We start from the raw sequence: 22,999 nt of genomic DNA, 5'->3' as shown, positions 1-22,999 counted from the left end.
CGGCGGCGCCACGCGGCAGGGCAGGCGTCCTCGGCACGCCCCTCACAGCCCGAGCAGCGGCTCGAGGCCGATCGTCAGCCCGGGGCGCGAGCGGACCTCGCGGATGCCGAGCAGCACGCCCGGCATGAACGACGTGCGGTTCATCGAGTCGTGGCGGATCGTCAGGATCTCGCCGTCGGCGCTGCCGAGCACGACCTCCTGGTGGGCGACCAAGCCAGGCATCCGCACCGAGTGCACGCGGATGCCGTCGACGTCGGCGCCGCGGGCACCGTCGAGCGCGGTGGTGGTGGCGTCGGGCACGGGCCCCGACCCGGCCTCGGCGCGGGCCTGCGCGATCAGGGTCGCGGTGCGCGCGGCGGTACCGGAGGGGGCGTCGACCTTGTTGGCGTGGTGCAGTTCGATGATCTCGACGGACTCGAAGAAGCGGGCCGCCTGCCGCGCGAACTGCATCGACAGCACCGCGCCGACCCCGAAGTTCGGCGCCACCAGCACCGAGGAGGACGGCGCGTCGGCCAGCCAGCCGCGGACCGTCTCGAAGCGGGCCTCGTCGAACCCGCTGGTGCCGACGACGGCGGCGATCCCGTGGCGCACACAGAACTCGACGTTGCCCATGACGACGGCGGGCTGGGTGAAGTCGACGACGACCTGGGCGCCCACGTCAACGAGGCGGGTGAGCGCGTCGCCGTCGTCGAGGGCGACGACCAGTTCGGTGTCGGGCGCCCCCTCGACCGTGCGGCACACCTCGGACCCCATGCGGCCCTTCGCGCCCAGTACCCCGACCCGGATCAGCTCGTTCGTCACCGGAGCAGCGTAGGTCACCCCACGACGAGGCCGACGATCCATACCGCCGTGGCCAGCAGGCCCGCCGCGAGCTCGATGATCATGCTGAACCCGACGGCCTTCAGGGCGTGCCTGGCCGACGCCCACGCCTGGCCGCGGTCGGGCAGCCGGACCACCTCGGCGAGCCACACCCCGAGGACGAACCCGAGGAACAGCCCGATCACGGGGACGACGAAGAAGCCGACCACGCCCAGGCCCGCGCCGACCATCAGCGTCCGCCCCGGCACGCCCGCATCCTTGAGCTGCCTGCCCGGCAGCAGGTACTTGGCGACGGTCCCGACGACGACGAGCGCGCCCGCGATGCCGAGCACCCACCAGCCCACGGCGTCGCCGCGCGGGATCGCCCACACCGCGACGCCGGCCAGCACGACGATCAGTCCGGGCAGGATCAGCGACACGATCCCGATCAGCCCGATCGCGATGATCACGCCCGCCAGTACCGCGGTCATCCGCACCCCCTGTGAGTGGCGACAGTCGCCACGGCGACTATCGCCATTCACGACCGATTTGTCGCACGACGCGCGGGCCGCCGCGAACCGACGTCAGCCGGAGAGCTCCCGCAGGGCCGCGGGGAGGTCCTCGATCTCGTCGAACGGGCCGACGACCGCCGCGGTGAGCGGCTGCGACAGCAGGTCCCGGGCGACGGCGGCGACCTCGTCGGCGGTCACGGCGGCGATGCCGTCGAGGCTCTCGGTGAGGCTGCGCTGGCGGCCGTGGTCGAGCTCGGAGCGGCCGATGCGGTTCATCCGCGACGGCGTGTCCTCGCTGCCCAGCACCAGCCCCCCGCGCAGCGAACCCTGCGCCCGGACCAGCTCGGCGGTGCTCAGCCCGTCGCGGGCGACGTCGGCGAGCACGTCGCGCACGACCCCCGCGACCTCCCCGAGTCGTTCCGGGGCGCACCCGGCGTAGACGGAGAGGCTGCCCGCGTCGGCGTAGGACGCCGTCGACGAGTACACCGAGTACGCCAGCCCACGCTGCTCGCGGACCTGCTGGAACAGCCGCGACGACAGCCCGCCGCCCAGCGCGGCGTTGAGCACCGCGAGAGCGCGCCTGCGGGGGTCGTGCCGGTCGATGCCGGGGACACCGAGCAGCAGGTGGGCCTGCTCGGTGTCGTCGCTGTGCAGCGCCAGGGAGCCGCCCGCGACGGGACGCGTGCCGCCGCGGCGCGGCGGCACCGGGGCCGCGTCCTCACCCGTCCGCGACGCCGCCGCGGACAGGGCCGCCGCGGCCAGGTCCTCCAGCGCCGGGTGCGACAGGTTCCCCGCCGCGGCGACGACCATCCGGGGCGTCGTGTACTCGCTGCGCCAGAACGTGTGCAGCGTCTCGCGGCTCATGCCGCGGACCGACTCCTCGGACCCGACGATCGGCAGCCCCAACGGGTGGTCACCGAACAGCGCCTCGTCGAACAGCTCGCCGAGCAGGTCCTCGGGGTCGTCGTCGCGCATCGCGATCTCCTCGAGCACGACGCCGCGTTCGAGCTCGGTGTCCGCGTGCGCCAGCCGGGCGTCGGTGACGACGTCGGCCAGCAGGTCGATCCCGAGCGCCACGTCGCTGTCGAGGACGTGGGCGTAGTAACAGGTGTGCTCCTTGGCGGTGAACGCGTTGAGCTCGCCGCCGACGGCGTCGATCTCCTCCGCGATCCCCGACGCGCTGCGCCGCTGCGTGCCCTTGAACAGCAGGTGCTCGAGGAAATGGGCGGCGCCGGCCTGTTCGGGTGTCTCGTCGCGCGAACCGATGCCGATCCAGATGCCCAGCGACACCGACCGCACCCCGGGCACCGACTCGGTCACGAGCCGGATGCCACCGGGGAGCTCCGACCGTAAGACGCCGGGGGCGGGTGCATCCGCACCCGCCCCCGGCGTCCGAACCGTTGTCGTCACTCGGCCTCGGCGGCCGCGGCGACGGGCTCGCCCTCGGCGGGGGCGTCCGCGGCCGGGGCCGCGTCGTCCGCCACCGGGACCAGGCTGATCTTGCCGCGGTTGTCGATGTCGGTGACCTCGACGCGCAGCTTGTCGCCCACCTTGCAGACGTCCTCGACCTTGCCGATGCGCTTGCCGTTGCCCAGCTTCGAGATGTGGACGAGGCCGTCCTTGCCGGGCACCAGCGAGACGAACGCGCCGAAGGCGGCGGTCTTGACGACCGTGCCCAGGAAACGCTCGCCGATCTTCGGCAGCTGCGGGTTGGCGATGGCGTTGATCATGCCGATCGCGGCCTCGGCCGAGTCGCCGTCGGAGGCGCCGACGTAGATCGTGCCGTCGTCCTCGATCGAGATGTCGGCACCGGTCTGCTCGGTGATCGAGTTGATCATCTTGCCCTTCGGGCCGATGACCTCGCCGATCTTGTCGACCGGGACCTTGATGGCCACGACGCGCGGGGCGTAGCGGCTCATCTCGTCGGGGCCGTCGATCGCCTCGTTGATCACCTCGAGGATGGTGAGCCGGGCGTCGCGCGCCTGGTTCAGCGCGGCCGCCAGCACCTCCGAGGGGATGCCGTCGAGCTTGGTGTCGAGCTGCAGCGCGGTGACGAACTCCGCGGTGCCGGCGACCTTGAAGTCCATGTCGCCGAACGCGTCCTCCGCGCCGAGGATGTCGGTCAGGGCCACGTAGGTGGCCTTGCCGTCGACCTCGTCGGACACCAGGCCCATCGCGATGCCCGCGACCGCCGCCTTCAGCGGCACACCCGCGTTGAGCAGCGACATCGTCGAGGCACAGACCGACCCCATCGACGTGGACCCGTTCGAGCCCAGCGCCTCCGAGACCTGGCGGATGGCGTAGGGGAACTCCTCGCGCGTCGGCAGCACCGGCAGCAGGGCGCGCTCGGCGAGGGCACCGTGGCCGATCTCGCGACGCTTGGGCGAGCCGACCCGGCCCGTCTCACCGGTCGAGTACGGCGGGAAGTTGTAGTGGTGCAGGTAGCGCTTGTGCGTCTCCGGCCCCAGCGAGTCGATCTGCTGCTCCATGCGCAGCATGTTCAGCGTGGTGACACCCATGATCTGGGTCTCGCCGCGCTCGAACAGCGCCGAGCCGTGGGCCCGCGGGACGACCTCGACCTCGGCCGAGAGCGGCCGGATGTCGGTGAGGCCACGACCGTCGATGCGCACCTGGTCGGTGAGGATGCGACGGCGCACGAGCTTCTTGTTCAGCGACCGGAACGCGGCGCCGAGCTCCTTCTCGCGACCCTCGAACTTCTCGGCCAGCGAGGCCAGCACGCCGGCCTTCACCTCGTCGAGCTTCGACTCGCGCTCCTGCTTGCCGGCGATGGTCAGCGCGGCGGCCAGGTCGGCGCCCGCGGCGGCCTCGACGGCCTCGAACGCGTCGGGCTGGTAGGCCGGGAACGTCGGGAACGCACCGGTCGGCTTGGCCGCGACGTCGGCCAGCTGCTGCTGCGCGACGCACAGGCTGCGGATGAACGGCTTGGCCGCCTCCAGGCCCTGCGCGACGATCTGCTCGGTCGGCGCCTGGGCGCCGGCCGCGACGAGGCCGTTCGTCTCGGTGGTGGCCTCGGCCTCCACCATCATGATCGCGACGTCGTCGCCGACGATGCGGCCCGCGACGACCATGTCGAACACGGCGCGCTGCAGGTCCTCGTACTGCGGGAACGCGATCCACTGGCCGTCGATCAGGGCGACGCGGACGCCGCCGATCGGGCCCGAGAAGGGCAGGCCGGCGAGCTGGGTCGACGCCGAGGCGGCGTTGATGGCCAGCGCGTCGTACGGGTCGCGCGGGTCGAGCGACATCACGGTGACGACGATCTGGATCTCGTTGCGCAGGCCGTCGACGAACGACGGGCGCAGCGGCCGGTCGATGAGCCGGCAGGTGAGGATCGCGTCGGTGCCCGGGCGGCCCTCACGACGGAAGAACGAGCCCGGGATCTTGCCGATCGCGTACATGCGCTCTTCGACGTCGACCGTCAGCGGGAAGAAGTCGAACTGGTCCTTCGGCTGCTTCGAGGCCGTGGTGGCCGACAGCAGCATGGTCTCGTCGTCGAGATAGGCGACGACGGAGCCGGCGGCCTGCCGGGCGAGCCGGCCGGTCTCGAACCGGACGGTGCGGGTCCCGAAGGACCCGTTGTCGATGACGGCCGTGGTCTCGTGGACGTCATCGGTGATGGGATCGGTCATGAAGTGGGGTGTCTCCTCGTGGGCGGCACCTGTCCACCACGACGCGGGCGATCCTCGGCGGAGCCGGTCTTCGATCGAAGCCCCCGGGGACGCCCTCCCGAACGGGTCGGGGCGGGTCCGGGAGCCACTACCGAGGACCGGCGGATACGTCCTGGGCGCGATGGCGTGGTGCGTTGTCGTGCTGCGCGGGTGCGCAACGGGTTCAGTTGTGGGGGCGGTTCCGTGGGAACCGCCGGTCCGTCCGGGGCCGTGCGACCCCGGACGGACGTGGGTCAGCGGCGCAGGCCCAGGCGCTCGATGAGCGAGCGGTAGCGCGCGACGTCGACCGACGCCAGGTACTTCAGCAGCCGGCGGCGACGGCCGACCATGAGCAGCAGGCCGCGGCGCGAGTGGTGGTCGTGCTTGTGCTGCTTGAGGTGCTCGGTCAGGTCGCTGATCCGCTTGGTCAGCAGCGCGACCTGCGCCTCGGGCGAACCGGTGTCACCCTCGTGCACGCCGTAGGCGTCGAGGATCGTCTTCTTCTCTGCTGCGGCGAGAGCCACGGGTGGTACTCCTCGGTGTTCTGTCCGTGAGGGTGCTCGCCCGGTCGGAGACGACCGGCGGCGGGGAGGTCCGGGTCGGCCGCCACGAACCACAGCCGCACCCGACGAGCAAGGTTACCAGTGCGGACGGTGCCGCCGCCCCCGACCCCACCGCGGAGCGACGGCGGTCACCCCGGCCGTGCGCGCTGGTCAGCGGGCCTGCACCGCCGCGATGCGCAGGACGTCGGCCAGCTCCGGGAAGGCCGGGTCGAGCAGCGCCGCGGCAGCGACGAGCCGGGCCGCCCCGGCCACCGAACGCAGCGCGTCGGCCGCGACGTGTCGCGGCCCCGCGGCCATGATCCCGATCCCCGCGGGCGTGACGGCGACCGCACCGTCGTCCCCGACCGCGACGGTCGGGCAGGGGCGCAGCGCGCCGACCCGGCCACCGACGTCGACGCCGTCCGGGGAGGCGGTGCGCGCCGATCCGCTCCGCCGGCCACCGACGCGGCCCGCGGCCCCGCACGCCTCGGGTTTCGCGGCGCCGCCGGGCCCCGGAGCCGACCACGCGGGTCGCGCCGCCCCGACGTCGGCGAGCAGGGCGTCGACGACCGCGGTGGGCGGCGGCACGGGCGGCACCCGGGAGTCGAGCAGCATCAGCCTGCCGAGCACCGCCGGGTCACCGATCTTGACCCGCCGCCCGCTCACCAGCTGGCTCAGCATCGCGGGGCTGAGCCCGAGGGCGCGGGCGAGGCGGCCCTGCGTGATGCCCAGGCCCCCGGTGATCCGCCGGACCCGCTCCCCCACGGGCGCGCCGTAGAGCTCGCGCTGCCGTTCCCGCGCGGCGGCGACGCGCTCGGCCTCGGATCGTTCGTCGGTCATGATCGGGATGGTGACAGCGCGCGCCCCGGCTCGCGGCCGTTTCGCACAACTCCCCCGGATCAGGACCCCAGCAGCTCCCGGGTGCGCGCGACGTCGCGATGCATCTGCTCGACCAGGGCCTCGATGCCGTCGTAGCGCTCCATGCCGCGCAGGCGGTGGGTGAACTCGACCGAAACCTCGTGGCCGTAGAAGTCCTCGTCGACGTCGAGCACGTACGCCTCGACGGTGCGCTGCCGCCCGGAGAACGTCGGGTTGGTGCCGACGGACACCGCCGCCGGCAGCGACCGCTCGCCGATGACGAACCGCCCGGCGTAGACGCCGTCGGCGGGCAGCGCCGTCCAGGGCGGGGAGGCGACGTTGGCCGTCGGGAAGCCGAGCTCGCGGCCGCGCCGGTCCCCGTGCACGACGACCCCGTCGATCCGGTGCGGCCTGCCCAGCACCGCGGCGGCCGTCTCGACGTCACCGGCGTCGATGCAGGCCCGCACGAACGTCGACGACAGGGTCACGGAGTCGTCGCTGACGAGGTCGAGGCCCTCGACGGTGAAGCCGAACCGCCGCCCCAGGTCGGCGAGCATCGCGACGTCGCCCTCGGCCTTGTACCCGAACGTGAAGTTGTCCCCGACGACGACCACGGCGGCGTGCAACCGGTCGACGAGGACCTCGTGCACGAACTCGGCGGGCGTGCGCCGGGACAGCTCGGCGGTGAACGGCAGCACGCAGAACGCGTCGACCCCGAGGCCCCCGATCAGGTCGGCGCGGCGCGCGAGGCTGGTGAGCCGCGCCGGGTGACTGCCCGGCCGCACCAGCTCCGACGGGTGCGGGTCGAAGGTGACCAGCACCGTGGGCAGGCCGCGGTCGCGCCCGAGCGCGACCGCACGGTCGATCAGTTTCTGGTGTCCCCGGTGGACGCCGTCGAAGATGCCGATGGTCACGACACTGCGGCCCCAGCCGGTCGGCACCGCTTCCAGGCCCCGCCAGCGCTGCACGGCCCGAAGCCTACGGGCCCTCCGGTGCGGGCACGCTCCCGGCCGGTGCTCCGCCTCCGGCCGGTGCTCCGCTTCCCGCCGGGGCCAGGACGACGACGGGGCGTGCGGCGCCGTCGCGTTCGGCGACGAGACCGACGGCGTGCCCGTCGGGGGCGAACACGCCGTAGGTGCCGTCGATGCCCGCGACGGGCAGCGGACGCCCGTGGGACAGGTCGGCGGCGGTGGCGGCGTCGGCGTCGCGGCGCGGGAAGGCGGTGGCGACGGCGGCGTCGAGGCCGAGCGAGAGCGCCGGGTCGTCCTCCAGGGCTTCGAGGGTGCGGGCGTGGGCGAGCGTGAACGGCCCGACCCTGGTGCGCCGCAACGCCGTCAGGTGCCCGCCGACGCCGAGCCCGGCGCCGAGGTCACGGGCCAGGGCCCGGACGTAGGTACCCGAGGAGCAGGAGACGGTCACGTCGAGATCGGTCACCGCGTCACCGCGGCGCAGCGCGTCGAGGGAGAACTCCGACACCGTGACCGACCGCGCCGGGATGACGACGTCCTCCCCGGCGCGGACGCGGGCGTAGGCGCGCTTGCCGTCGATCTTCACGGCGCTGACCGAGCTCGGGACCTGCTCGATCGCACCGGTCAGGACGGCCATCCCGGCGCGGATCGCGTCCTCGGCGACGGCGGCGGCGTCGGCACCGCCGGTGGGCTCGCCCTCGGCGTCGTCGGTGGTCGTGGAGCCACCCAGGCGGATCGTGGCCGTGTAGGCCTTCGTGTCGAGCGCGAGATGACCGAGCAGCTTCGTGCCGCGGTCCACCCCGCAGACGAGCACCCCGGTGGCCATGGGGTCGAGCGTCCCGGCATGGCCGATCTTGCGCGTGCGCAGGATGCGGCGCAGCCGGGCCACCACGTCGTGCGAGGTGAGCCCCGCGGGCTTGTCGACGATCACGAGTCCGGGAGACGGCACGGCGGGCAATCCTTCCCGGTGCCGCTCAGACGCCGAGCCGGTACCCCACCCCACGCACGGTGCGCACGGCGTCCGGACGGCCGAGCTTGGCGCGCAGGGTCGCGACGTGAGCCTCCAGCGTGCGTTCCAGGCCCGGACCGGGCCCACCCCACACCTCGTCGACGAGCGCGGCCCTGTCGACGACGGCGCCCTCCCGCCGCGCCAGCGCCGCGAGCAGGTCGAACTCCTTGCGCGCCAACGCCACCGACTCCCCGCCGACGAGCACCTCGCGGCGCGCCAGGTCGATCTCGACGTCACCCGCCCGCACCGCGGGAGCCACCCCGAGCCCGCGGCTGCGGCGCAGCACGGCGTCGATGCGCGCCAACAGCTCCTCGAGCAGGAACGGCTTGACGATGTAGTCGTCGGCGCCGCTGCGCAGGCCGCTGACGCGGGCCTCGACGGCGCCGCGGCCGGTGACGGCGATGATCGGCACCCGGGAGACCTCCCGGATGCCGCGGCACGCGCCGAGGCCGTCGCGGTCGGGCAGGCCCATGTCGAGCAGGACGACGTCGGGCTCGTCGTCACCGACGGCCGAGAGCGCCTCGGCGCCGCTGGTCACGTGCCGCACCCGGAACCCGGCGCCCACCAGGGCCCGCCGCAGGGCGTCCCCGGCGACCTCGTCGTCCTCGACGAGCAGTGCCCGCACCTTTCGCCGCCTTCCGCCCGCCTCGTCCCGTCCTGCCGAACCTCAAGAACTGCTCAATCATGGCACCGCGGTCGTCGACATGGTGCGCGTCACATTCCTACCTTCCAGCCACCGACGTCGAGGAGGACGGCATGACAGAGGCAGCGACACAGGCGGCCCCGCCCCGCAGACGCTTCTACACACAGCTCTGGTTCTGGGTGATCGTGGGCATCGTCGCCGGGATCGTCCTCGGCATCGTCGCGCCCGCCGCGGCGAAGGAGACCAAGTGGCTGGCCGACGCGTTCATCCAGCTCATCAAGGTGATCGTCGGCCCGGTGATCTTCTGCACGGTGATCGTGGGCATCGCGTCGCTGGGCAACCTGGCCCGCGCCGGCGGGCTCGCGCTGCGTGCGCTGGGCTACTTCCTGCTGGCGACGATCGTCGCGCTGACGCTCGGCCTGATCGCGGCGAACGTCGTGAAGCCGGGGGTGGGTTTCACCGGTGAGCCGACGCAGGCCCAGCTCGACCAGGCCGCCGGCCAGATCCAGCAGGGCAGGACCGACTCCGGGTTCATCGCGTTCCTGACCAACGACCTGCTGCCCAAGAGCTTCCTGGGCCCGTTCGTCGACAACAAGGTCCTGCAGGTCCTCGTACTGGCGATCCTGACGGCGTGCGCGATCAGCGCGCTGGCCGCGCCGCTGCGCAAGCGGCTCGTCGGCGGCGTCGAGGCGCTGTCGAAGGTGATCTTCGGCATCATCAAGCTGATCATGTGGCTGGCGCCGCTCGCCGCGTTCGGTGGCATGGCCTACACGGTCGCCGTGTTCGGGTCGGCGTCGCTGGCCAACCTGGGCCTGCTGATGGTCACGTTCTGGGCGACGTGCGCGATCTTCGTGTTCGTCGTCCTCGGCGCCGTGTCGGCGTGGGCCGGCTTCTCGATCCTCAAGGTCATCCGGCTCGTCAAGGACGAGCTGCTGATCATCCTCGGCACCTCCTCGTCGGAGTCGGTGCTGCCCCGGCTGCTCACCAAGCTGGAGTCGGCCGGTGCGTCGCGCCAGACCGTCGGCCTCGTCATCCCGACCGGCTACTCGTTCAACCTCGACGGCACCTGCATCTACCTGACCCTGGGCGCGCTGTTCATCATCCAGGCGGGCAACGAGTCCCTCCCGATCGGCGCGCAGATCGGCCTCGCGCTGCTCATGGTGCTGACGTCCAAGGGTGCGGCCGGCATCACCGGCGCCGGGCTCGTGACGCTGGCGGCGTCGCTGCAGGCCTTCGGCGGGGAGTTCTTCACCCCCGAGGCGATCGCCATCGGCATCGCCGTCATCATCGGCATCGACCGCGTCATGAGCGAGGGCCGCGCCGTCACCAACTGCATCGGCAACGTGGTGGCGACGCTCGTCATCGCCCGCTGGCAGAACGAGCTCGACCGCGACCGGCTGCGCGCCGTGCTCGCCGACCCGTCCCTGGTGGCCGCGGACATGGAGTACCACCACGGTGGCGGCGCCCGCGACGAGTCCGACCAGGACAGGGCCCCGCTCGAGAACGACACCGCCGACGCCCCGGACAGGGCGGCCGTCGGCAGCGGGACACGCTGACCCGCCGGGCCGGGACCGCTGCGAGGATCGGCTGATGCGCCGACGTCGCGGGTCCCGGCTGGTCCGCCAGCTGCTGGTCCTCCAGGTCGTGACGGTGCTGCTCACGGTCGGCGGGCTGGCCGGACTGGGCGTGTGGGGGGCCCGCGCGGCCGCCGACGACGGCGCCGCCGCCCTCACCCTCGCCACCGCACAGGCGACGGCCGTCGACCCGGCGGTCGTCGCCGCGCTGTCGGCACCCGACCCCTCCGCCACCCTGCAGCCGCTGACTCAGCAGATCCAGCTGCGGACGGGCACCGCGTTCGTCGTCGTCATGACCCTCGACGGCATCCGGTACTCCCACGCCGACCCCGCCCGCATCGGCGAGCGCTACATCGGCACCATCGCCCCCGCCGCGGCGGGTGGCACCGTCAGCGAGACCTACGTCGGCACGCTGGGGCCGTCGGTGCGCTCGGTCGTGCCGGTCCGGGCCACGGACGGGCAGGTCCTGGGGCTGGTCGCCGTCGGCCAGCTCACGACGCGCATCGGCGACCAGGTCGTCGCCTGGCTGCCCGCGATCATCGGGACGGCCGCCGGTGCCGCGGTGCTCGGCGCCGCACTGGCCTGGGTGCTGGCCCGGCGGGTGCGCCGGCAGACCCTCGGCCTGGAGCCGGAGGAGATCGCCGCCGCCTACGCCCACCACGACGCCGTCCTGCATGCCGTGCGTGAAGGGCTGCTGGTCGTCGACCCCGAGGGGCGGGTGGTCGTCGTCAACGCCGAGGCCCGCGCTCTGCTCGGGCTTCCGCCCGGGCCCCTGGAGGGACGGGGACTGGCCGAGCTGGGCGTCGACCCGGCGGTGCGCGAGATCGTCGGCCAGCACGGTGAGGTCCGCGACGCCCTCGCCCTCGCCGGGGAACGCGTGCTGCTGGTCAACCGCACCCCCGCCGGGCCCGCCGCCGGTGCCGGGACAGCCGTGGTGACCCTGCGCGACCGCACCGAGCTGGCCGCTGCCGTCCGCGAACGCGACGACGCCCGCGGCCGTGCCGAGGCCATGGCCGGACAGGCCCACGAGTTCGCCAACCGCATGCAGACGGTCCTGACGCTCGTCCAGCTCGGCAGCACCGACGACGCCCTGCAGGCCGGCTCCGCCGCTGTCCGCGGCGCGCGGGGCCCGGTCGACGACGTCACCGTCGGCGACCCGGTCCTCGCCGCCGTGCTGGCCGACAAGGGCTGGGCCGCCACCGACCGCGGCGTCGACCTGCACGTCGACGACGACACCGAACCCGGCCCGTGGACGCCCGAGGACCTGCTGACGATCCTGGGCAACCTGCTGGACAACGCCCTCGACGCCGTCCCCGCCGGGCAGCGCCGGATCGCCGTCACCCTCGCCGACGACGCCGCGGGCCGGACGATCGAGGTGCGCGACACCGGCCCCGGCATCCCGGAGTCCGCCCGGACCGAGGTGTTCACCCGCGGCTGGTCGACCAAGCGCGCCGAGCCGGGGCGTCCCCGCGGGATCGGGCTGGCGCTGGTCGCGCGGGTCGTGGCGCGCCTGGGCGGCACCGTCGACGTCGCCGACGCCGACCCGGGCACCTGCATGCGCGTCCACCTGCCACGGCCCTGAGCACGCCTGTCCCCCACCGGCGGGCGTGTCACCAGCGCTGTCGTCGCACTCCCACGACACCCCGGACTGCGGACGTGTCACCAGCGCTGTCGTCGCACTCCCACGACACGCCGGACTGCGAACGTGTCACCAGCGCGGCCGGACCGCTCTCACGACACGCCGGACGTCGGGCACGCGGGTTCACCGGCGGACCGCGCCGGCTGCTCTCACGGGCGGACCGCGCCCGCTGCCCTCACGGGCGGACAGCGCCCGCGACGGCCCAGCGGCCCGAGCGGGTCCGCGTCGTCACCGCCACCAACCGGCCCAGCATGAACAGCGCGAGCCCCGCCCAGATCCCTGCCAACCCCCAGCCGAACACCAGCGACAGCCAGATCAGCGGCAGGAACCCCAGCGCCGCCGAGAGCAGCGTCGTCGTCCGCAGGAACGCCGCGTCACCGGCGCCGAGCAGCACACCGTCGAGGGCGAACACCAGCCCGCCGACGGGTTGCAGCGCGACGAAGAACCACCAGGCCACCGGCACGACCGCGAGCACCGCCGCGTCCTGCGTGAACACCCCCGGCAGCACGAAGAACAGCCCCGCGAACACGACCCCGCACAGGCACCCGATGACAGTGCCGTAGCGGGCGATCTGCCCGGCCACGGCCCTGGCCCGGTCCACGCCCCCGGCGCCCAGCGCCGACCCGATCAGCGCCTGCGCGGCGATCGCCACGGCGTCGAGGGTGAGTGCCTGGAACACCCACAGCTGCAGCACGATCTGGTGCGCCGCGACCGACGGGGCGCCGAACCGGGCGGCGACGGCCGTCGCCGACAGGAAGCACGCCTGGAAGGCGAGGCTGCGCAGCACCAGGTCACGGCCCAGCCCGAGCTGGGCACGGATCAGCGACCAGTGCGGGCGCAGCGACACCGGATCGTCGGCGGGGGCGGCGGCCCGCTCCCGCAGCAGCGCCACCAGGAACAGCCCGGCGACGACGACCTGCGCACCGACGTTGGCGACCGCCGAGCCCTCGAGCCCCCAGCCCGCCCAGCCACCGACGCCGTGCACGAGCATCGGGCAGACGATCGCGGAGAGCCCGTTGCCCGCCAGGACGTAGCGCATCGGCCGGGCCGTGTCGTGGACGCCGCGCATCCACCCGTTCCCCGCCAACGTCACCAGCACCAGCGGCGCCCCGAACAGCGCGATCCGCAGCCACGACACCGCGGCGTCGGCGATCTCGTCGGACCCGCCGAGCGCACCCGCCACCGGCGCCGCGACCAGCTGCCCCACGACGAGCACGACCAGGCCGACGGCCAGCGCCAGCCACGTCGCCTGCACGCCCTCCCCCACGGCGGCCGAGCGTCTGCCCGCGCCGTGCAGCCGGGCCGCGCGCGCCGTCGTCCCGTAGGACAGGAACGTCAGCTGGCTGGTCACCTGCGCGAACATCACCCCGGCGACGGCGAGCCCGGCCAGTGGCAGCGCGCCGAGGCTGCCCACCACCGCGGTGTCGACCAGCACGTACAGCGGCTCGGCGGCCAGCACCGGCAGGGCGGGCAGCGCGAGCCTGACGATCTCGCGTGGGGGGACCCGGTGCGCGGGCCCGCTCATCCCGCGTCGGTGAGCGCGGCGCGCAGGAGATCGAGGACGCCGTCCGGGTCCCCGTCGAGGGTCACACCCGCTGCACGCGGATGCCCGCCCCCGCCGAGGCGCACGGCGGCGGCCGCCACGTCGACGGTGCGCGACCGCATCGACACCGACCAGCGGCGCGGCCCCACCTGCTTCAGCACGGCGGCGACGTCGGCCTCCGACGTGGCCCGCAGCTGGTCGACGACGCCGTCGACCTCCTCGACGCGGTATCGCTGCATCAGCTCCGCCGCAACGACGGCCGAGACGACGCCGCGCCCACCGGCCGCGGACACGTCGAGCCGTGCGCCGTGCAGCACACCGGCCAGGGCGTCGAGCCAGCCGAACGGATGGTCACCGTTGATGGGCCGCAGCACGGCCTCGACGTCGACACCCGCCTCGAGCAGCTCGGCCGCCATCCGGTGCGCCGCGGGGCCCGCGGTGCGGAAGCCGACGGTGTCGGTGACCAGCCCGGCGTACAGACACGTGGCGACGACGCTGTCGATCGGCGCACCCATCTCGGCGAGCAGCCGGTGCACGAGCACCACCGTGGCCTCTGCCGCCGGGTCGAGGATGCGGACGTCGCCGAACCCGGGGTTCGAGGCGTGATGGTCGATGAGCACCGACGACCCGGCCGCCGCGAGCCGGTCGAGCAGCGACCCGAGCCGCTCCGGGGCCGCCGTGTCGCACATCACCAGCAGCTCCGGCTCGGCGGGCACCTCCTCGGGCGCGACGAGCAGCCCGAGGGCGTCGAGCGGGCGCAGCGACTCCGGCGGGTGCGCGGGCGACGCGAACGACACCCGTACCCGGGCACCGCGCCGCGCCAGCACGACGCCCAGCGCGAGTGCGCTGCCCAGTGAGTCGGCGTCGGGCTGGACGTGTGCGACGAGCGTGACGTCACGGGCCGTCGCCAGCAGCGCGGCCGCGGCCGACACGGCCGACGCCACCTCCGTCGCCGGCGGTCCGGCCGTGGCCGTCATCAGGCCTCGTCGTCGTCGGCGCGGGGCGCCCGGTACGGGTCCGCCTCGCCGGCCGGCGTCGCGCCGGCGGCGAGCCGGGCGACCTCTTCGTCGGACGCCCGGGTACGCGCGAGCAGCTCCTCCATGCGGCGGGCCTCGTCGGGCACGACGTCGAGGACGAACGCGAGGCTCGGGGTGTGCCGGACACCGGTCTGCTGGCCCACCTTGGAGCGCAGCACCCCGGTGGCGCTGGCCAGCGCGGCGGCGGCGCCGGTGACGTCGGGGTCCTCGTCGACGCTGCTGCCCAGCACGGTGTAGAAGACGGTCGCCTCCCGCAGGTCACCGGTCACCCGGGCATCGGTGATCGTCACCATCGCGAGCCGCGGGTCCTTGATCTCGTGCTCCAGCTCGTGCGCGACGATCTGGGAGATGCGCTTGGCGAGCCGCCGTGCGCGGGCCTGGTCGACCATCTCTCCGGTCTCCTCACCTCGTGCCGCGCGCACCGGCGCGCGACCTCATTCGTCCTCCGGCCCCATGATGCGGGTGCGGGCCGACAGCAGTTCGATCTCCGGCCGGGACGCGACGAGCCGTTCGCAGCGCTCGAGCACGTCCACGACGTGGGCGTGGTCGGCCGCGACGCACGCGACCCCGACCAGTGCCCGCCTGTGCAGGTCCTGGTCGCCGGCCTCGGCGGCGGCGACCTCGAACCTGCGGCGCAGCTCGGCGACGATCGGCCTCACGACCGACCGCTTCTCCTTGAGGGAGTGGACGTCCCCGAGCAGGACGTCGAGCTCCAGCGCTCCGACGTACATGCGTACGACCCGCACCGGCGGCGGCTCCGGAAGGAGCCGCCGCCGGTGAAGCGGGTCAGACCCTCGGCTTCTCGCGCATCTCGAAGGTCTCGACGACGTCGCCGACCTTGATGTCGCTGTAGTTGCCGAGCGTGAAACCGCACTCGAAGCCCTCGCGGACCTCGACCACGTCGTCCTTGAACCGCCGCAGCGAGCTGATCGGCAGGTTCTCCGCGATGACGACGTTGTCGCGCAGCAGCCGCCCGCGGGCGTTGCGGCGGATCTCGCCGGACATCACGAGGCAACCGGCGATCGTGCCGACGCGCGAGGACTTGAAGACCTCGCGCACCTCGGCGCGGCCGAGCTCGACCTCCTCGAACTCCGGCTTGAGCATGCCCTTGAGCGCGGCCTCGATCTCCTCGATGGCCTGGTAGATCACGGTGTAGTACCGGATCTCCACGCCCTCGCGGTTGGCCAGCTCGGTCGCCTTGCCCTCGGCCCGGACGTTGAAGCCCAGGACGATGACGTTGTCGGCGATCGCGAGGTTGATGTCGCCCTCGGTGATGCCACCGACGCCGCGGTGGATGACGCGGAGCTCGACCTCGTCGCCCACCTCGATCTTCATGAGCGCGTCCTCGAGGGCCTCGACGGTACCCGAGTTGTCACCCTTGATGATCAGGTTGAGCTGGCTGGTCTCCTTCAGCGCGGCATCGAGGTCCTCGAGGCTGACGCGCTTGCGGCGGCTGGCGAGCTCGGCGTTGCGCTCACGGGCGCGGCGCCGGTCGGCGATCTGGCGGGCCACCCGGTCCTCGTCGACGACGAGGAACGTGTCGCCCGCGCCGGGGACCGACGTCAGACCGATGACCTGGACCGGACGCGACGGGTAGGCCTCGTCGATGTCCTCGCCGTACTCGTCGACCATCCGCCGGACGCGTCCGGAGGCGTCGCCCGCGACGATCGAGTCGCCGACCCGCAGCGTGCCGCGCTGGACCAGCACGGTGGCGACGGGACCGCGGCCACGGTCGAGGTGACCCTCGATCGTGACGCCCTGCGCGTCCATGTTCGGGTTGGCCCGCAGGTCGAGCGCGGCGTCGGCGGTGAGCAGGATCGCCTCGAGCAGCTGCTCGATGTTGATGTTCTGCCGCGCCGAGATGTCGACGAACATCGTGTCGCCGCCGTACTCCTCGGCGACCAGCCCGTACTCGGTGAGCTGCTGGCGGATCTTGGCGGGGTTGGCCCCCTCCTTGTCGATCTTGTTCACCGCGACCACGATCGGCACGTCGGCCGCCTGGGCGTGGTTGATCGCCTCCACCGTCTGCGGCATCACGCCGTCGTCGGCGGCGACCACGATGACCGCGATGTCCGTCGACTTGGCACCACGGGCACGCATGGCGGTGAACGCCTCGTGACCCGGGGTGTCGATGAAGGTGATGAGCCGCTCGTTGCCCTCGAGCTCGGTGGCCACCTGGTAGGCGCCGATGTGCTGGGTGATGCCGCCGGCCTCGGTCTCGATGACGTTGGTCTTGCGGATCGTGTCGAGCAGTCGGGTCTTACCGTGGTCGACGTGACCCATGACGGTCACGACCGGCGGCCGGACCTCGAGGTCGTCCTCGCCGCCCTCGTCCTCGCCGTAGGAGATCGAGAAGCTGTCGAGCAGCTCGCGGTCCTCCTCCTCCGGGCTGACGACCTGCACCACGTAGTTCATCTCGGTGCCGAGCAGCTCCAGCACCTCGTCGGACACCGACTGCGTGGCGGTGACCATCTCGCCCAGGTGGAACAGCACCTGGACCAGCGACGCCGGGTTGGCGTTGATCTTGTCGGCGAAGTCGGTCAGCGAGGCGCCGCGCGCCAGCCGGATCGTCTCGCCGGAGCCCTTCGGAAGGCGGACGCCGCCGACCGAGGGGGCCTGCATGGCGTCGTACTCCTGGCGCTTCTGCCGCTTCGACTTGCGACCCTTGCGGGCCGGACCGCCGGGACGACCGAACGCACCCGCGGCACCGCCGCGGCCACGGGCACCGCCACCGCCGCCACCGGGACGACCGCGGAAGCCACCACCGGCCGGGGCACCGCCGCCACCGCCGCCGGGGCCACCGCCACCGGGACGGAAGCCACCGCCGCCACCACCGGGACGACCGCCGCCACCGGGGCCACCACGACCGCCACCCGGACCACCGGGACGACCGCCGCCGGGGCCACCACGACCACCCGCGCCGGGCCGCGGCGCGGCCGGACGGGCGGGCATCATGCCCGGGTTCGGGCGCGGGGGCATGTTGCCGGGCGTCGGCGGGCGGGGCCCACCACGACCGGCCTCACCACCGGGCCGCGGGCCGGGACGCGGACCGCCCTGGCCGGGAGCACCCGGACGGGCGCCGCCCTGACCGGGGGCCGAGCCGCCACCCTGCTGCGGGGGCGGGCCGGGGCGCGGCGTGGCCGGGCGCGGCGGGGCGCCGGAGCCGACACCGAACGGGTTGTTGCCGACTCGCGGGGTACGCGGGCCGGGCTTGGGCGCCTGCGGGCGCGGCGGGACCGTCGCACCCTCGGTGGCCGCGGCGGCAGCGGGCTGCTGCTGCGCGGGGGCCTCCTGGCGGCGCGGGCCGGGACGCGGGCCCGAGGGCTGCTCCGCCGGCGCGGCCGGGCGCGAGGGCGCCTCGGCGGGAGCCGACTCGGCCGGGGCCGACTCGGCGGCGGCCGGCTGCTGACGCGGACCGGGGCGCGGACCCGGACGGGGTCCGGGTGCGGCGGGTCGCGACGGAGCCTCGGCCGCGGCTGCGGCGGCCGGAGCGGACGCCGCGGGGGCAGCCGGCTCGGCTGCAGCGGGACGCGGCGCGGGCGGACCCGGGCGCGGGCCGGGACCGGGGCGCGGGCCCGGCGTGGGGGCGCCACCGGCCGGGGCCGGGGACGCGGGGCGCGGACGTGAACCGCCGCCGCCGGGGACACCACGACGGCCGCCACCGCCGGAGACCGAGTCGCGCAGCTTGCGCGCCACCGGGGCCTCGACGGTCGACGACGGGGACTTCACGTACTCGCCCAGCTCCTGAAGCTTGCTCAGGACCTGCTTACTGCTGAGACCGAGCTCTTTCGCGAGCTCGTGTACACGGGCCTTGCCTGCCACTGCACTCCTCTATTCCGGAGGCCGGGCGGCAGGATCCGCTCGACCTCGAACCTAGTGTCGAAGCACGTTCATGGTGCGATCTTCACGACTGGCTCATGACGGGTCGACCTTGCTTCCTGGTGTGTCGAGCGCGGGAGTTTCCCGTGCCCCGTGGGCCTGGAGGTGGAACCGCACCGCAGCGGTGTCCAGCGGACCCGGTACGCGTAGCGCACGCGGGAACGCCGAACGACGCTCGGCGCGGTCGAGGCACTCCGGATCGAGGTGCAGCCAGGCACCTCGGCCCGGTAGCCGCCGCCGGGGGTCAGGGGTGAGAACCCCGTCGACCACGGTGACACGCAACAGACCACAGGCCTGCGCCTTGGACCGGCACCCGACGCATGTCCGTACCGGTTCGGCGCGAGCACCGGATCCGGCAGCCGGACGATCGGGAGTCGGCCCCTGGCAGCTGGCCGGTTGCGAGTGTAGCGCGTCGCCGATCAGCCGACCGACTCCGTACCCGTGGCCCCGGCTACCTCGGCGGTCTCGTCGTCGGTGACGTTGCGGGGGTCGGCGTCGCTGCGGATGTCGATGCGCCACCCCGTCAGCCGGGCCGCCAACCGGGCGTTCTGTCCTTCCTTGCCGATCGCGAGCGACAGCTGGAAGTCGGGAACGACGACGCGTGCGGTGCGGGTCTTCGCGTCGATCACCGTGACCGACACCACCTTCGACGGGGACAACGCGTTGCCCACGAACGTCGCGGGATCGTCCGACCAGTCGATGATGTCGATCTTCTCGCCGGCGAGCTCGCTCATGACCCCGCGCACCCGCGCGCCCATCGGACCGATGCACGCGCCCTTCGGGTTCACCCCCGGCACCGTCGAGCGGACGGCGATCTTGGTGCGGTGCCCGGCCTCGCGGGCGACGGCGACGATCTCCACCGACCCGTCGACCAGCTCCGGGACCTCGAGCGCGAACAGCTTGCGGACGAGGTTGGGGTGCGTGCGGCTGAGCGTGATCTGCGTGCCACGCGCGCCGCGGGTCACACCGAGCACGAAACACTTGATCCGGTCGCCGTGCTGGTAGCGCTCCCCGGGGACCTGCTCGGTCTGGGGCAGCACACCCTCGGTCTGCGAACCCGACAGCGAGACGACGACCACACCACGCGCGTTGGCGCGCGAGTCGGCCTGCACCTCGCCGGTGATGATCTCGCCCTCCTTCGCGGAGAACTCGCCGAAGGTGCGCTCGTGCTCGGCGTCACGCAGGCGCTGCACGATGACCTGCCGGGCGGTCGTGGCCGCGATCCGCCCGAAGCCCTCGGGGGTGTCGTCCCACTCGCGGTCGACCGTGCCGTCCTCGCCCAGCTCCTGGGCCATGACCCGGACCAGGCCGGACTTGCGGTCGATGTCGATCCGCGCGCGCGCCTCGTGACCCTCGGTGTGCCTGTACGCGGTGAGCAGCGCCGTCTCGATGGCCTCGATCACCATGTCGAACGGGATGTCCTTGTCACGCTCGATCGCGCGCAGGGCGGCGATGTCGACGTTCATACCTCGTCCTCCGTCCGCTCCACACGCCCGCCGAGCTTCTCGACCTCGGCGTCGGGCGCCTGCTTGAACTCCACCTGCACCAGCGCCTTCGCCACCTCGGCGTAGGCCAACGACCGCACCGCGCCGTCGACGAGCAGCGCGACCTCGTCCTCGCCCGCGTCGCCGACGCGACCCGTGAGCTTGCCACCGTCGGCGAGCGTGACCTCGACCAGGCGCAGGTAGGCCTTGCGCCAGTGCCGCGGCAGCGTCAGCGGCCGGTCGATGCCCGGGGAGGTGACCTCCAGGGTGTACGAGCCGCCGATGAGATGCTCGTGCTGGTCGAGCTCCGCGGAGGCGGCGCGGCTGAGCTTCGCGATGACGTCGAGGCTCACCCCCGCGGTGTCGTCGGCGGAGTCGACGACGACCTTGACCGTGTGCCGCCGGCCCGTCGCGCGGACGTCGAGCTCGTCGAGCTCCAGTCCGGCGCCGGCGACGATCGGCTCCAGCACCTCGTGCAGCTGCCGGCCGACCTGGTCGGGGGTGGGCATTCGGGACAACTCCTGACGTGATCGGGGGACTCGGCCGGGGCGGGCGACGCTCGGCCGGGACGGGCCTGCGCTCGGTGACCGCGCCATGCCGGTCGGGCCGCCAAGGGTATCGCGAGGGCTGTCGGGGGCGGCCTGGCAGGATGGCCCGCCGTGAGTCCCCGCGGCCTGGTATCACCGCCCGTCCCGGCCCGGCCGGTCCGGCTGACCCGGCGGCGGCTGTTCGCCCTCGCCGCGCTCGCGCCGGTCGCGGGTGCGGCACTGTCGGCCTGCGACGGCGCGTCCGGCGCGAGCGGGCCCGACCCGTTGATCGCGCAGGCCCGCGCCGCCCGCGACGACGCCGAGCTGATCGGAGCCGTCATCGCGGCGACACCCGCCCTGACCGACCGCCTCACCCCCGTGCGGCAGGCCCGCACCGACCACGCCGCGGCGCTGGAGGCCGAGGTCGCCCGGCTGGCCGGCGGCAGCCCCGGCCCCGCCACGCCCGGAACCTCGACGGCGCCGGCCGCCGACCCCACCACGGCGGCGGTGGTCGCCGCGCTGAAGAAGTCGGCCAACGACGCGGGCGCGCTCGTCGCGACCCTCCCGGCGGCGCGGGTGGGGCTGGTCGCCGAGGTCGCGGCCAGCTGCGCCGCGTGGATGCAGGTGCTGTCGTGAGCGGAACCGTGCCGGCCCAGCAGCGGACCTCGATCGACCAGACCTCCATCGACGCCCTGCAGGACGTCCTCGAGACCGAGCACGCGGCGCTGTGGGCGTACTCCCTCGTCGTCGCCTACCTGCCGACCGACCTGGCCCAACGGGCCCGCGAGGACTCCGACGCCCACCGCAGGCTGCGCGGGCTGATCGAGCAGACCCTCAGCGACGTCGGCGCCCGCCCGGTGTCGGCGCTCCCGTCGTACAAGCCGCCGACGCCGGTCACCGGCTCCCCCACCGCCCAGCAGCTCGCCGTCGTCGCCGAGACCGACACGCTCGCGGCGTGGCGGTCGCTGCTGGAACGCACCTCCGACACGCCGCTGCGCGCCGCGGCCCTCGAGGCACTGGTCGCGGGCACGGCCCGGTGCACGCGGTGGCGGACCTCGGCCGGGCTGACGCCCGTGGTGCCGACGTTCCCCGGCCGCACCTAGGCCCTGGCCAGCGCGTCGACGGCGCGGTCCAGGTCGTCGGCGGTGTTGTAGAGCCCGAACGCCAGCCGGGCCCCGCCCGCGCGGGCCGACGCGGTCACCCCGGCCGCGGTGAGCCGGTCGATCGCGCCCGGCGCACCCACGCTCACGATCGCCGACCCGGTGGGCGCCGTCCCGACGGCCATCCGCAACGCGTCGGCCAGCCCGGCGCAGTGCGAGTGGACCGCCGCCATGTCGAGCCCGGCCAGCCACGGCAACGTCCCCGCAGCTCCGACCTGGCACGTCCACGCGGGCGAGACGTCGAACGCCCGCGCGTCCGGCGCCAGGTTCGGCGGCAGCCCGTACACGCCCTTCCACGGGTCCTCGCTCGCGTACCAGCCCGCGAGGTGCGGCACCGCCTCCACCTCGGGCCGCAACGCCATCCACGCCGTGCCACGCGGCGCCAGCAGCCACTTGTACCCGCCGCCGGCGACGACGTCGGCCCACGCCAGCGACAGCGGCAGCCAGCCCGCGGCCTGGGTGACGTCGAGCACGACGAGGGTGCCGTGGCGCTGCTGCACCTCGCGCAGGCCGTCGAGGTCGGCGATCCGGCCGTCGGCCGACTGCACGACGCTGACCGCGACGACGTCGGCCTCCGCGGCCCGCTCGACCAGCCGGTCCGGCGGCACCTCGGTGACCGTGACCCCGCGCCCGGCCTGCATCGCGAACGGGAACGAGACGCTCGTGAACTCCCCCTGGGCGACGACGACCGACGCGCCGTCCGGCACGGCCGCCGCGATCGGACCGAGCAGCTGTGACACCGCCGCGCCGATCGCGACCCGGTCGGCGCCGACCCCGACGAGGTCGGCGAACGCGGCCCGCGCCGTCGCGACGGGAGCGTCGAACTCCGGCGGCGAGTAGCGCCCGCTCCCCCAGCGCCGCACCGACTCCAGCACCGCCTCGGTCACCCGCACCGGCGGGATGCCGACACTCGCGGAGTTGAGGTAGCCGTCGGGGACGTCGAAGTTCTCACCGAATGCGGTACGCACCCGCCCGACGCTACCGCCCACCGTCGCGCGCCCCGGGTTGCACGAACGGCACAGTGGCGCGATCGAGGTGGATTCGTGGGGTCGTGGCAACACTGCTGTTAGTTCGGTGTGGGCAACACGGTAGCGAGACGTTGGGCTGGGCTGTCCCAGCCCAACGTCTCCCGCGGTCGGCCGTTGAGCTCCGCCGCGA

General features: G+C 73.9%; 22 protein-coding genes. 4 read left to right on the top strand and 18 right to left on the bottom strand.

Going from position 1 to position 22,999, the window contains the following annotated elements; all coding sequences use genetic code 11:
* Positions 1–42: 42 nt before the first annotated feature.
* The 9 genes from dapB to AB7F12_RS23010 all read right to left on the bottom strand — a co-directional run bounded on the left by dapB (position 43) and on the right by AB7F12_RS23010 (position 8,980).
* Complete coding sequence (gene dapB / locus AB7F12_RS23050) at positions 43–843, bottom strand: 4-hydroxy-tetrahydrodipicolinate reductase (RefSeq protein WP_428500839.1); 801 nt, start codon at positions 841–843, stop codon at positions 43–45.
* The gene (locus AB7F12_RS23045) at positions 816–1,289 is read right to left on the bottom strand and encodes a DUF456 domain-containing protein (protein ID WP_428500838.1); all 474 of its coding nucleotides are present in this window, start codon (positions 1,287–1,289) and stop codon (positions 816–818) included. Before AB7F12_RS23045 ends, dapB begins: the two co-directional genes overlap by 28 nt.
* A gap of 93 nt (positions 1,290–1,382) precedes the next feature.
* Positions 1,383–2,720 (bottom strand): M16 family metallopeptidase, encoded by a 1,338-nt coding sequence (locus AB7F12_RS23040; protein ID WP_428500837.1) that lies wholly within the window; start codon positions 2,718–2,720, stop codon positions 1,383–1,385.
* Positions 2,717–4,960 (bottom strand): polyribonucleotide nucleotidyltransferase, encoded by a 2,244-nt coding sequence (locus AB7F12_RS23035; RefSeq protein ID WP_428500836.1) that lies wholly within the window; start codon positions 4,958–4,960, stop codon positions 2,717–2,719. Before AB7F12_RS23035 ends, AB7F12_RS23040 begins: the two co-directional genes overlap by 4 nt.
* A 272-nt stretch (positions 4,961–5,232) precedes the next feature.
* Entirely contained in the window at positions 5,233–5,502 is a 270-nt protein-coding gene (gene rpsO / locus AB7F12_RS23030; RefSeq protein ID WP_147114551.1) for a 30S ribosomal protein S15, read from the bottom strand.
* A 189-nt stretch (positions 5,503–5,691) separates the two neighbouring features.
* Complete coding sequence (locus tag AB7F12_RS23025) at positions 5,692–6,360, bottom strand: hypothetical protein (RefSeq protein ID WP_428500835.1); 669 nt, start codon at positions 6,358–6,360, stop codon at positions 5,692–5,694.
* A gap of 59 nt (positions 6,361–6,419) precedes the next feature.
* The gene (locus AB7F12_RS23020; RefSeq protein ID WP_428500834.1) at positions 6,420–7,346 is read right to left on the bottom strand and encodes a bifunctional riboflavin kinase/FAD synthetase; all 927 of its coding nucleotides are present in this window, start codon (positions 7,344–7,346) and stop codon (positions 6,420–6,422) included.
* A gap of 10 nt (positions 7,347–7,356) precedes the next feature.
* On the bottom strand, positions 7,357–8,295 hold the full coding sequence (gene truB / locus AB7F12_RS23015) for a tRNA pseudouridine(55) synthase TruB (protein ID WP_428500833.1): 939 nt from the start codon (positions 8,293–8,295) through the stop codon (positions 7,357–7,359).
* 25 nt (positions 8,296–8,320) lie between these two features.
* Positions 8,321–8,980, bottom strand: coding sequence for a response regulator transcription factor (locus tag AB7F12_RS23010; protein ID WP_428500832.1), 660 nt, complete (start codon positions 8,978–8,980; stop codon positions 8,321–8,323).
* A 131-nt stretch (positions 8,981–9,111) separates the two neighbouring features.
* Here AB7F12_RS23010 and AB7F12_RS23005 point away from each other — a divergent pair, with 131 nt between their 5' ends.
* Positions 9,112–10,554, top strand: a complete 1,443-nt coding sequence (locus tag AB7F12_RS23005; RefSeq protein ID WP_428500831.1) for a cation:dicarboxylate symporter family transporter — start codon at positions 9,112–9,114, stop codon at positions 10,552–10,554.
* A gap of 34 nt (positions 10,555–10,588) precedes the next feature.
* Positions 10,589–12,154, top strand: coding sequence for an ATP-binding protein (locus AB7F12_RS23000; RefSeq protein ID WP_428500830.1), 1,566 nt, complete (start codon positions 10,589–10,591; stop codon positions 12,152–12,154).
* 232 nt (positions 12,155–12,386) lie between these two features.
* Here the strand turns inward: AB7F12_RS23000 and AB7F12_RS22995 are convergent, their stop codons facing one another.
* The 8 genes from AB7F12_RS22995 to rimP all read right to left on the bottom strand — a co-directional run bounded on the left by AB7F12_RS22995 (position 12,387) and on the right by rimP (position 20,663).
* Positions 12,387–13,736, bottom strand: coding sequence for an MATE family efflux transporter (locus AB7F12_RS22995; protein WP_428517993.1), 1,350 nt, complete (start codon positions 13,734–13,736; stop codon positions 12,387–12,389).
* Complete coding sequence (locus AB7F12_RS22990; protein WP_428502374.1) at positions 13,733–14,731, bottom strand: DHH family phosphoesterase; 999 nt, start codon at positions 14,729–14,731, stop codon at positions 13,733–13,735. The genes AB7F12_RS22995 and AB7F12_RS22990 overlap by 4 nt, the downstream gene beginning before the upstream one ends.
* Positions 14,731–15,180: a 30S ribosome-binding factor RbfA gene (gene rbfA / locus AB7F12_RS22985; protein WP_428502373.1), complete on the bottom strand. Its 450-nt coding sequence runs from the start codon at positions 15,178–15,180 to the stop codon at positions 14,731–14,733. Before rbfA ends, AB7F12_RS22990 begins: the two co-directional genes overlap by 1 nt.
* 45 nt (positions 15,181–15,225) lie before the next feature.
* Positions 15,226–15,522, bottom strand: a complete 297-nt coding sequence (locus AB7F12_RS22980) for a DUF503 domain-containing protein (RefSeq protein ID WP_428502372.1) — start codon at positions 15,520–15,522, stop codon at positions 15,226–15,228.
* 55 nt (positions 15,523–15,577) lie between these two features.
* Positions 15,578–18,613, bottom strand: coding sequence for a translation initiation factor IF-2 (gene infB, locus AB7F12_RS22975; protein WP_428516846.1), 3,036 nt, complete (start codon positions 18,611–18,613; stop codon positions 15,578–15,580).
* 93 nt (positions 18,614–18,706) lie between these two features.
* A complete protein-coding gene (locus AB7F12_RS22970) occupies positions 18,707–18,940 on the bottom strand; it encodes a YlxR family protein (RefSeq protein WP_428502370.1) in 234 nt (77 codons plus the stop codon).
* A 149-nt stretch (positions 18,941–19,089) separates the two neighbouring features.
* Complete coding sequence (gene nusA, locus AB7F12_RS22965; RefSeq protein WP_428502369.1) at positions 19,090–20,136, bottom strand: transcription termination factor NusA; 1,047 nt, start codon at positions 20,134–20,136, stop codon at positions 19,090–19,092.
* Positions 20,133–20,663, bottom strand: coding sequence for a ribosome maturation factor RimP (rimP, locus tag AB7F12_RS22960; RefSeq protein WP_428502368.1), 531 nt, complete (start codon positions 20,661–20,663; stop codon positions 20,133–20,135). Before rimP ends, nusA begins: the two co-directional genes overlap by 4 nt.
* A 150-nt stretch (positions 20,664–20,813) precedes the next feature.
* On the opposite strand from rimP, the gene AB7F12_RS22955 reads away from it, so the two are divergent.
* Entirely contained in the window at positions 20,814–21,317 is a 504-nt protein-coding gene (locus AB7F12_RS22955) for a hypothetical protein (protein WP_428502367.1), read from the top strand.
* The gene (locus AB7F12_RS22950) at positions 21,314–21,784 is read left to right on the top strand and encodes a ferritin-like domain-containing protein (RefSeq protein WP_428502366.1); all 471 of its coding nucleotides are present in this window, start codon (positions 21,314–21,316) and stop codon (positions 21,782–21,784) included. The genes AB7F12_RS22955 and AB7F12_RS22950 overlap by 4 nt, the downstream gene beginning before the upstream one ends.
* On the opposite strand, the gene AB7F12_RS22945 is transcribed toward AB7F12_RS22950, so the two are convergent.
* On the bottom strand, positions 21,781–22,809 hold the full coding sequence (locus AB7F12_RS22945) for an aminotransferase class V-fold PLP-dependent enzyme (RefSeq protein ID WP_428502365.1): 1,029 nt from the start codon (positions 22,807–22,809) through the stop codon (positions 21,781–21,783). The two genes, AB7F12_RS22950 and AB7F12_RS22945, sit on opposite strands and share 4 nt — an antisense overlap.
* Positions 22,810–22,999 lie beyond the last annotated feature (190 nt).

It is taken from the genome of Pseudonocardia sp., assembly GCF_050250275.1.
Classification (GTDB): Bacteria; Actinomycetota; Actinomycetes; order Mycobacteriales; family Pseudonocardiaceae; genus Pseudonocardia.
Note: the sequence above shows the minus strand (reverse complement) of the source record. Positions and strands in the feature narration are given on the sequence as shown.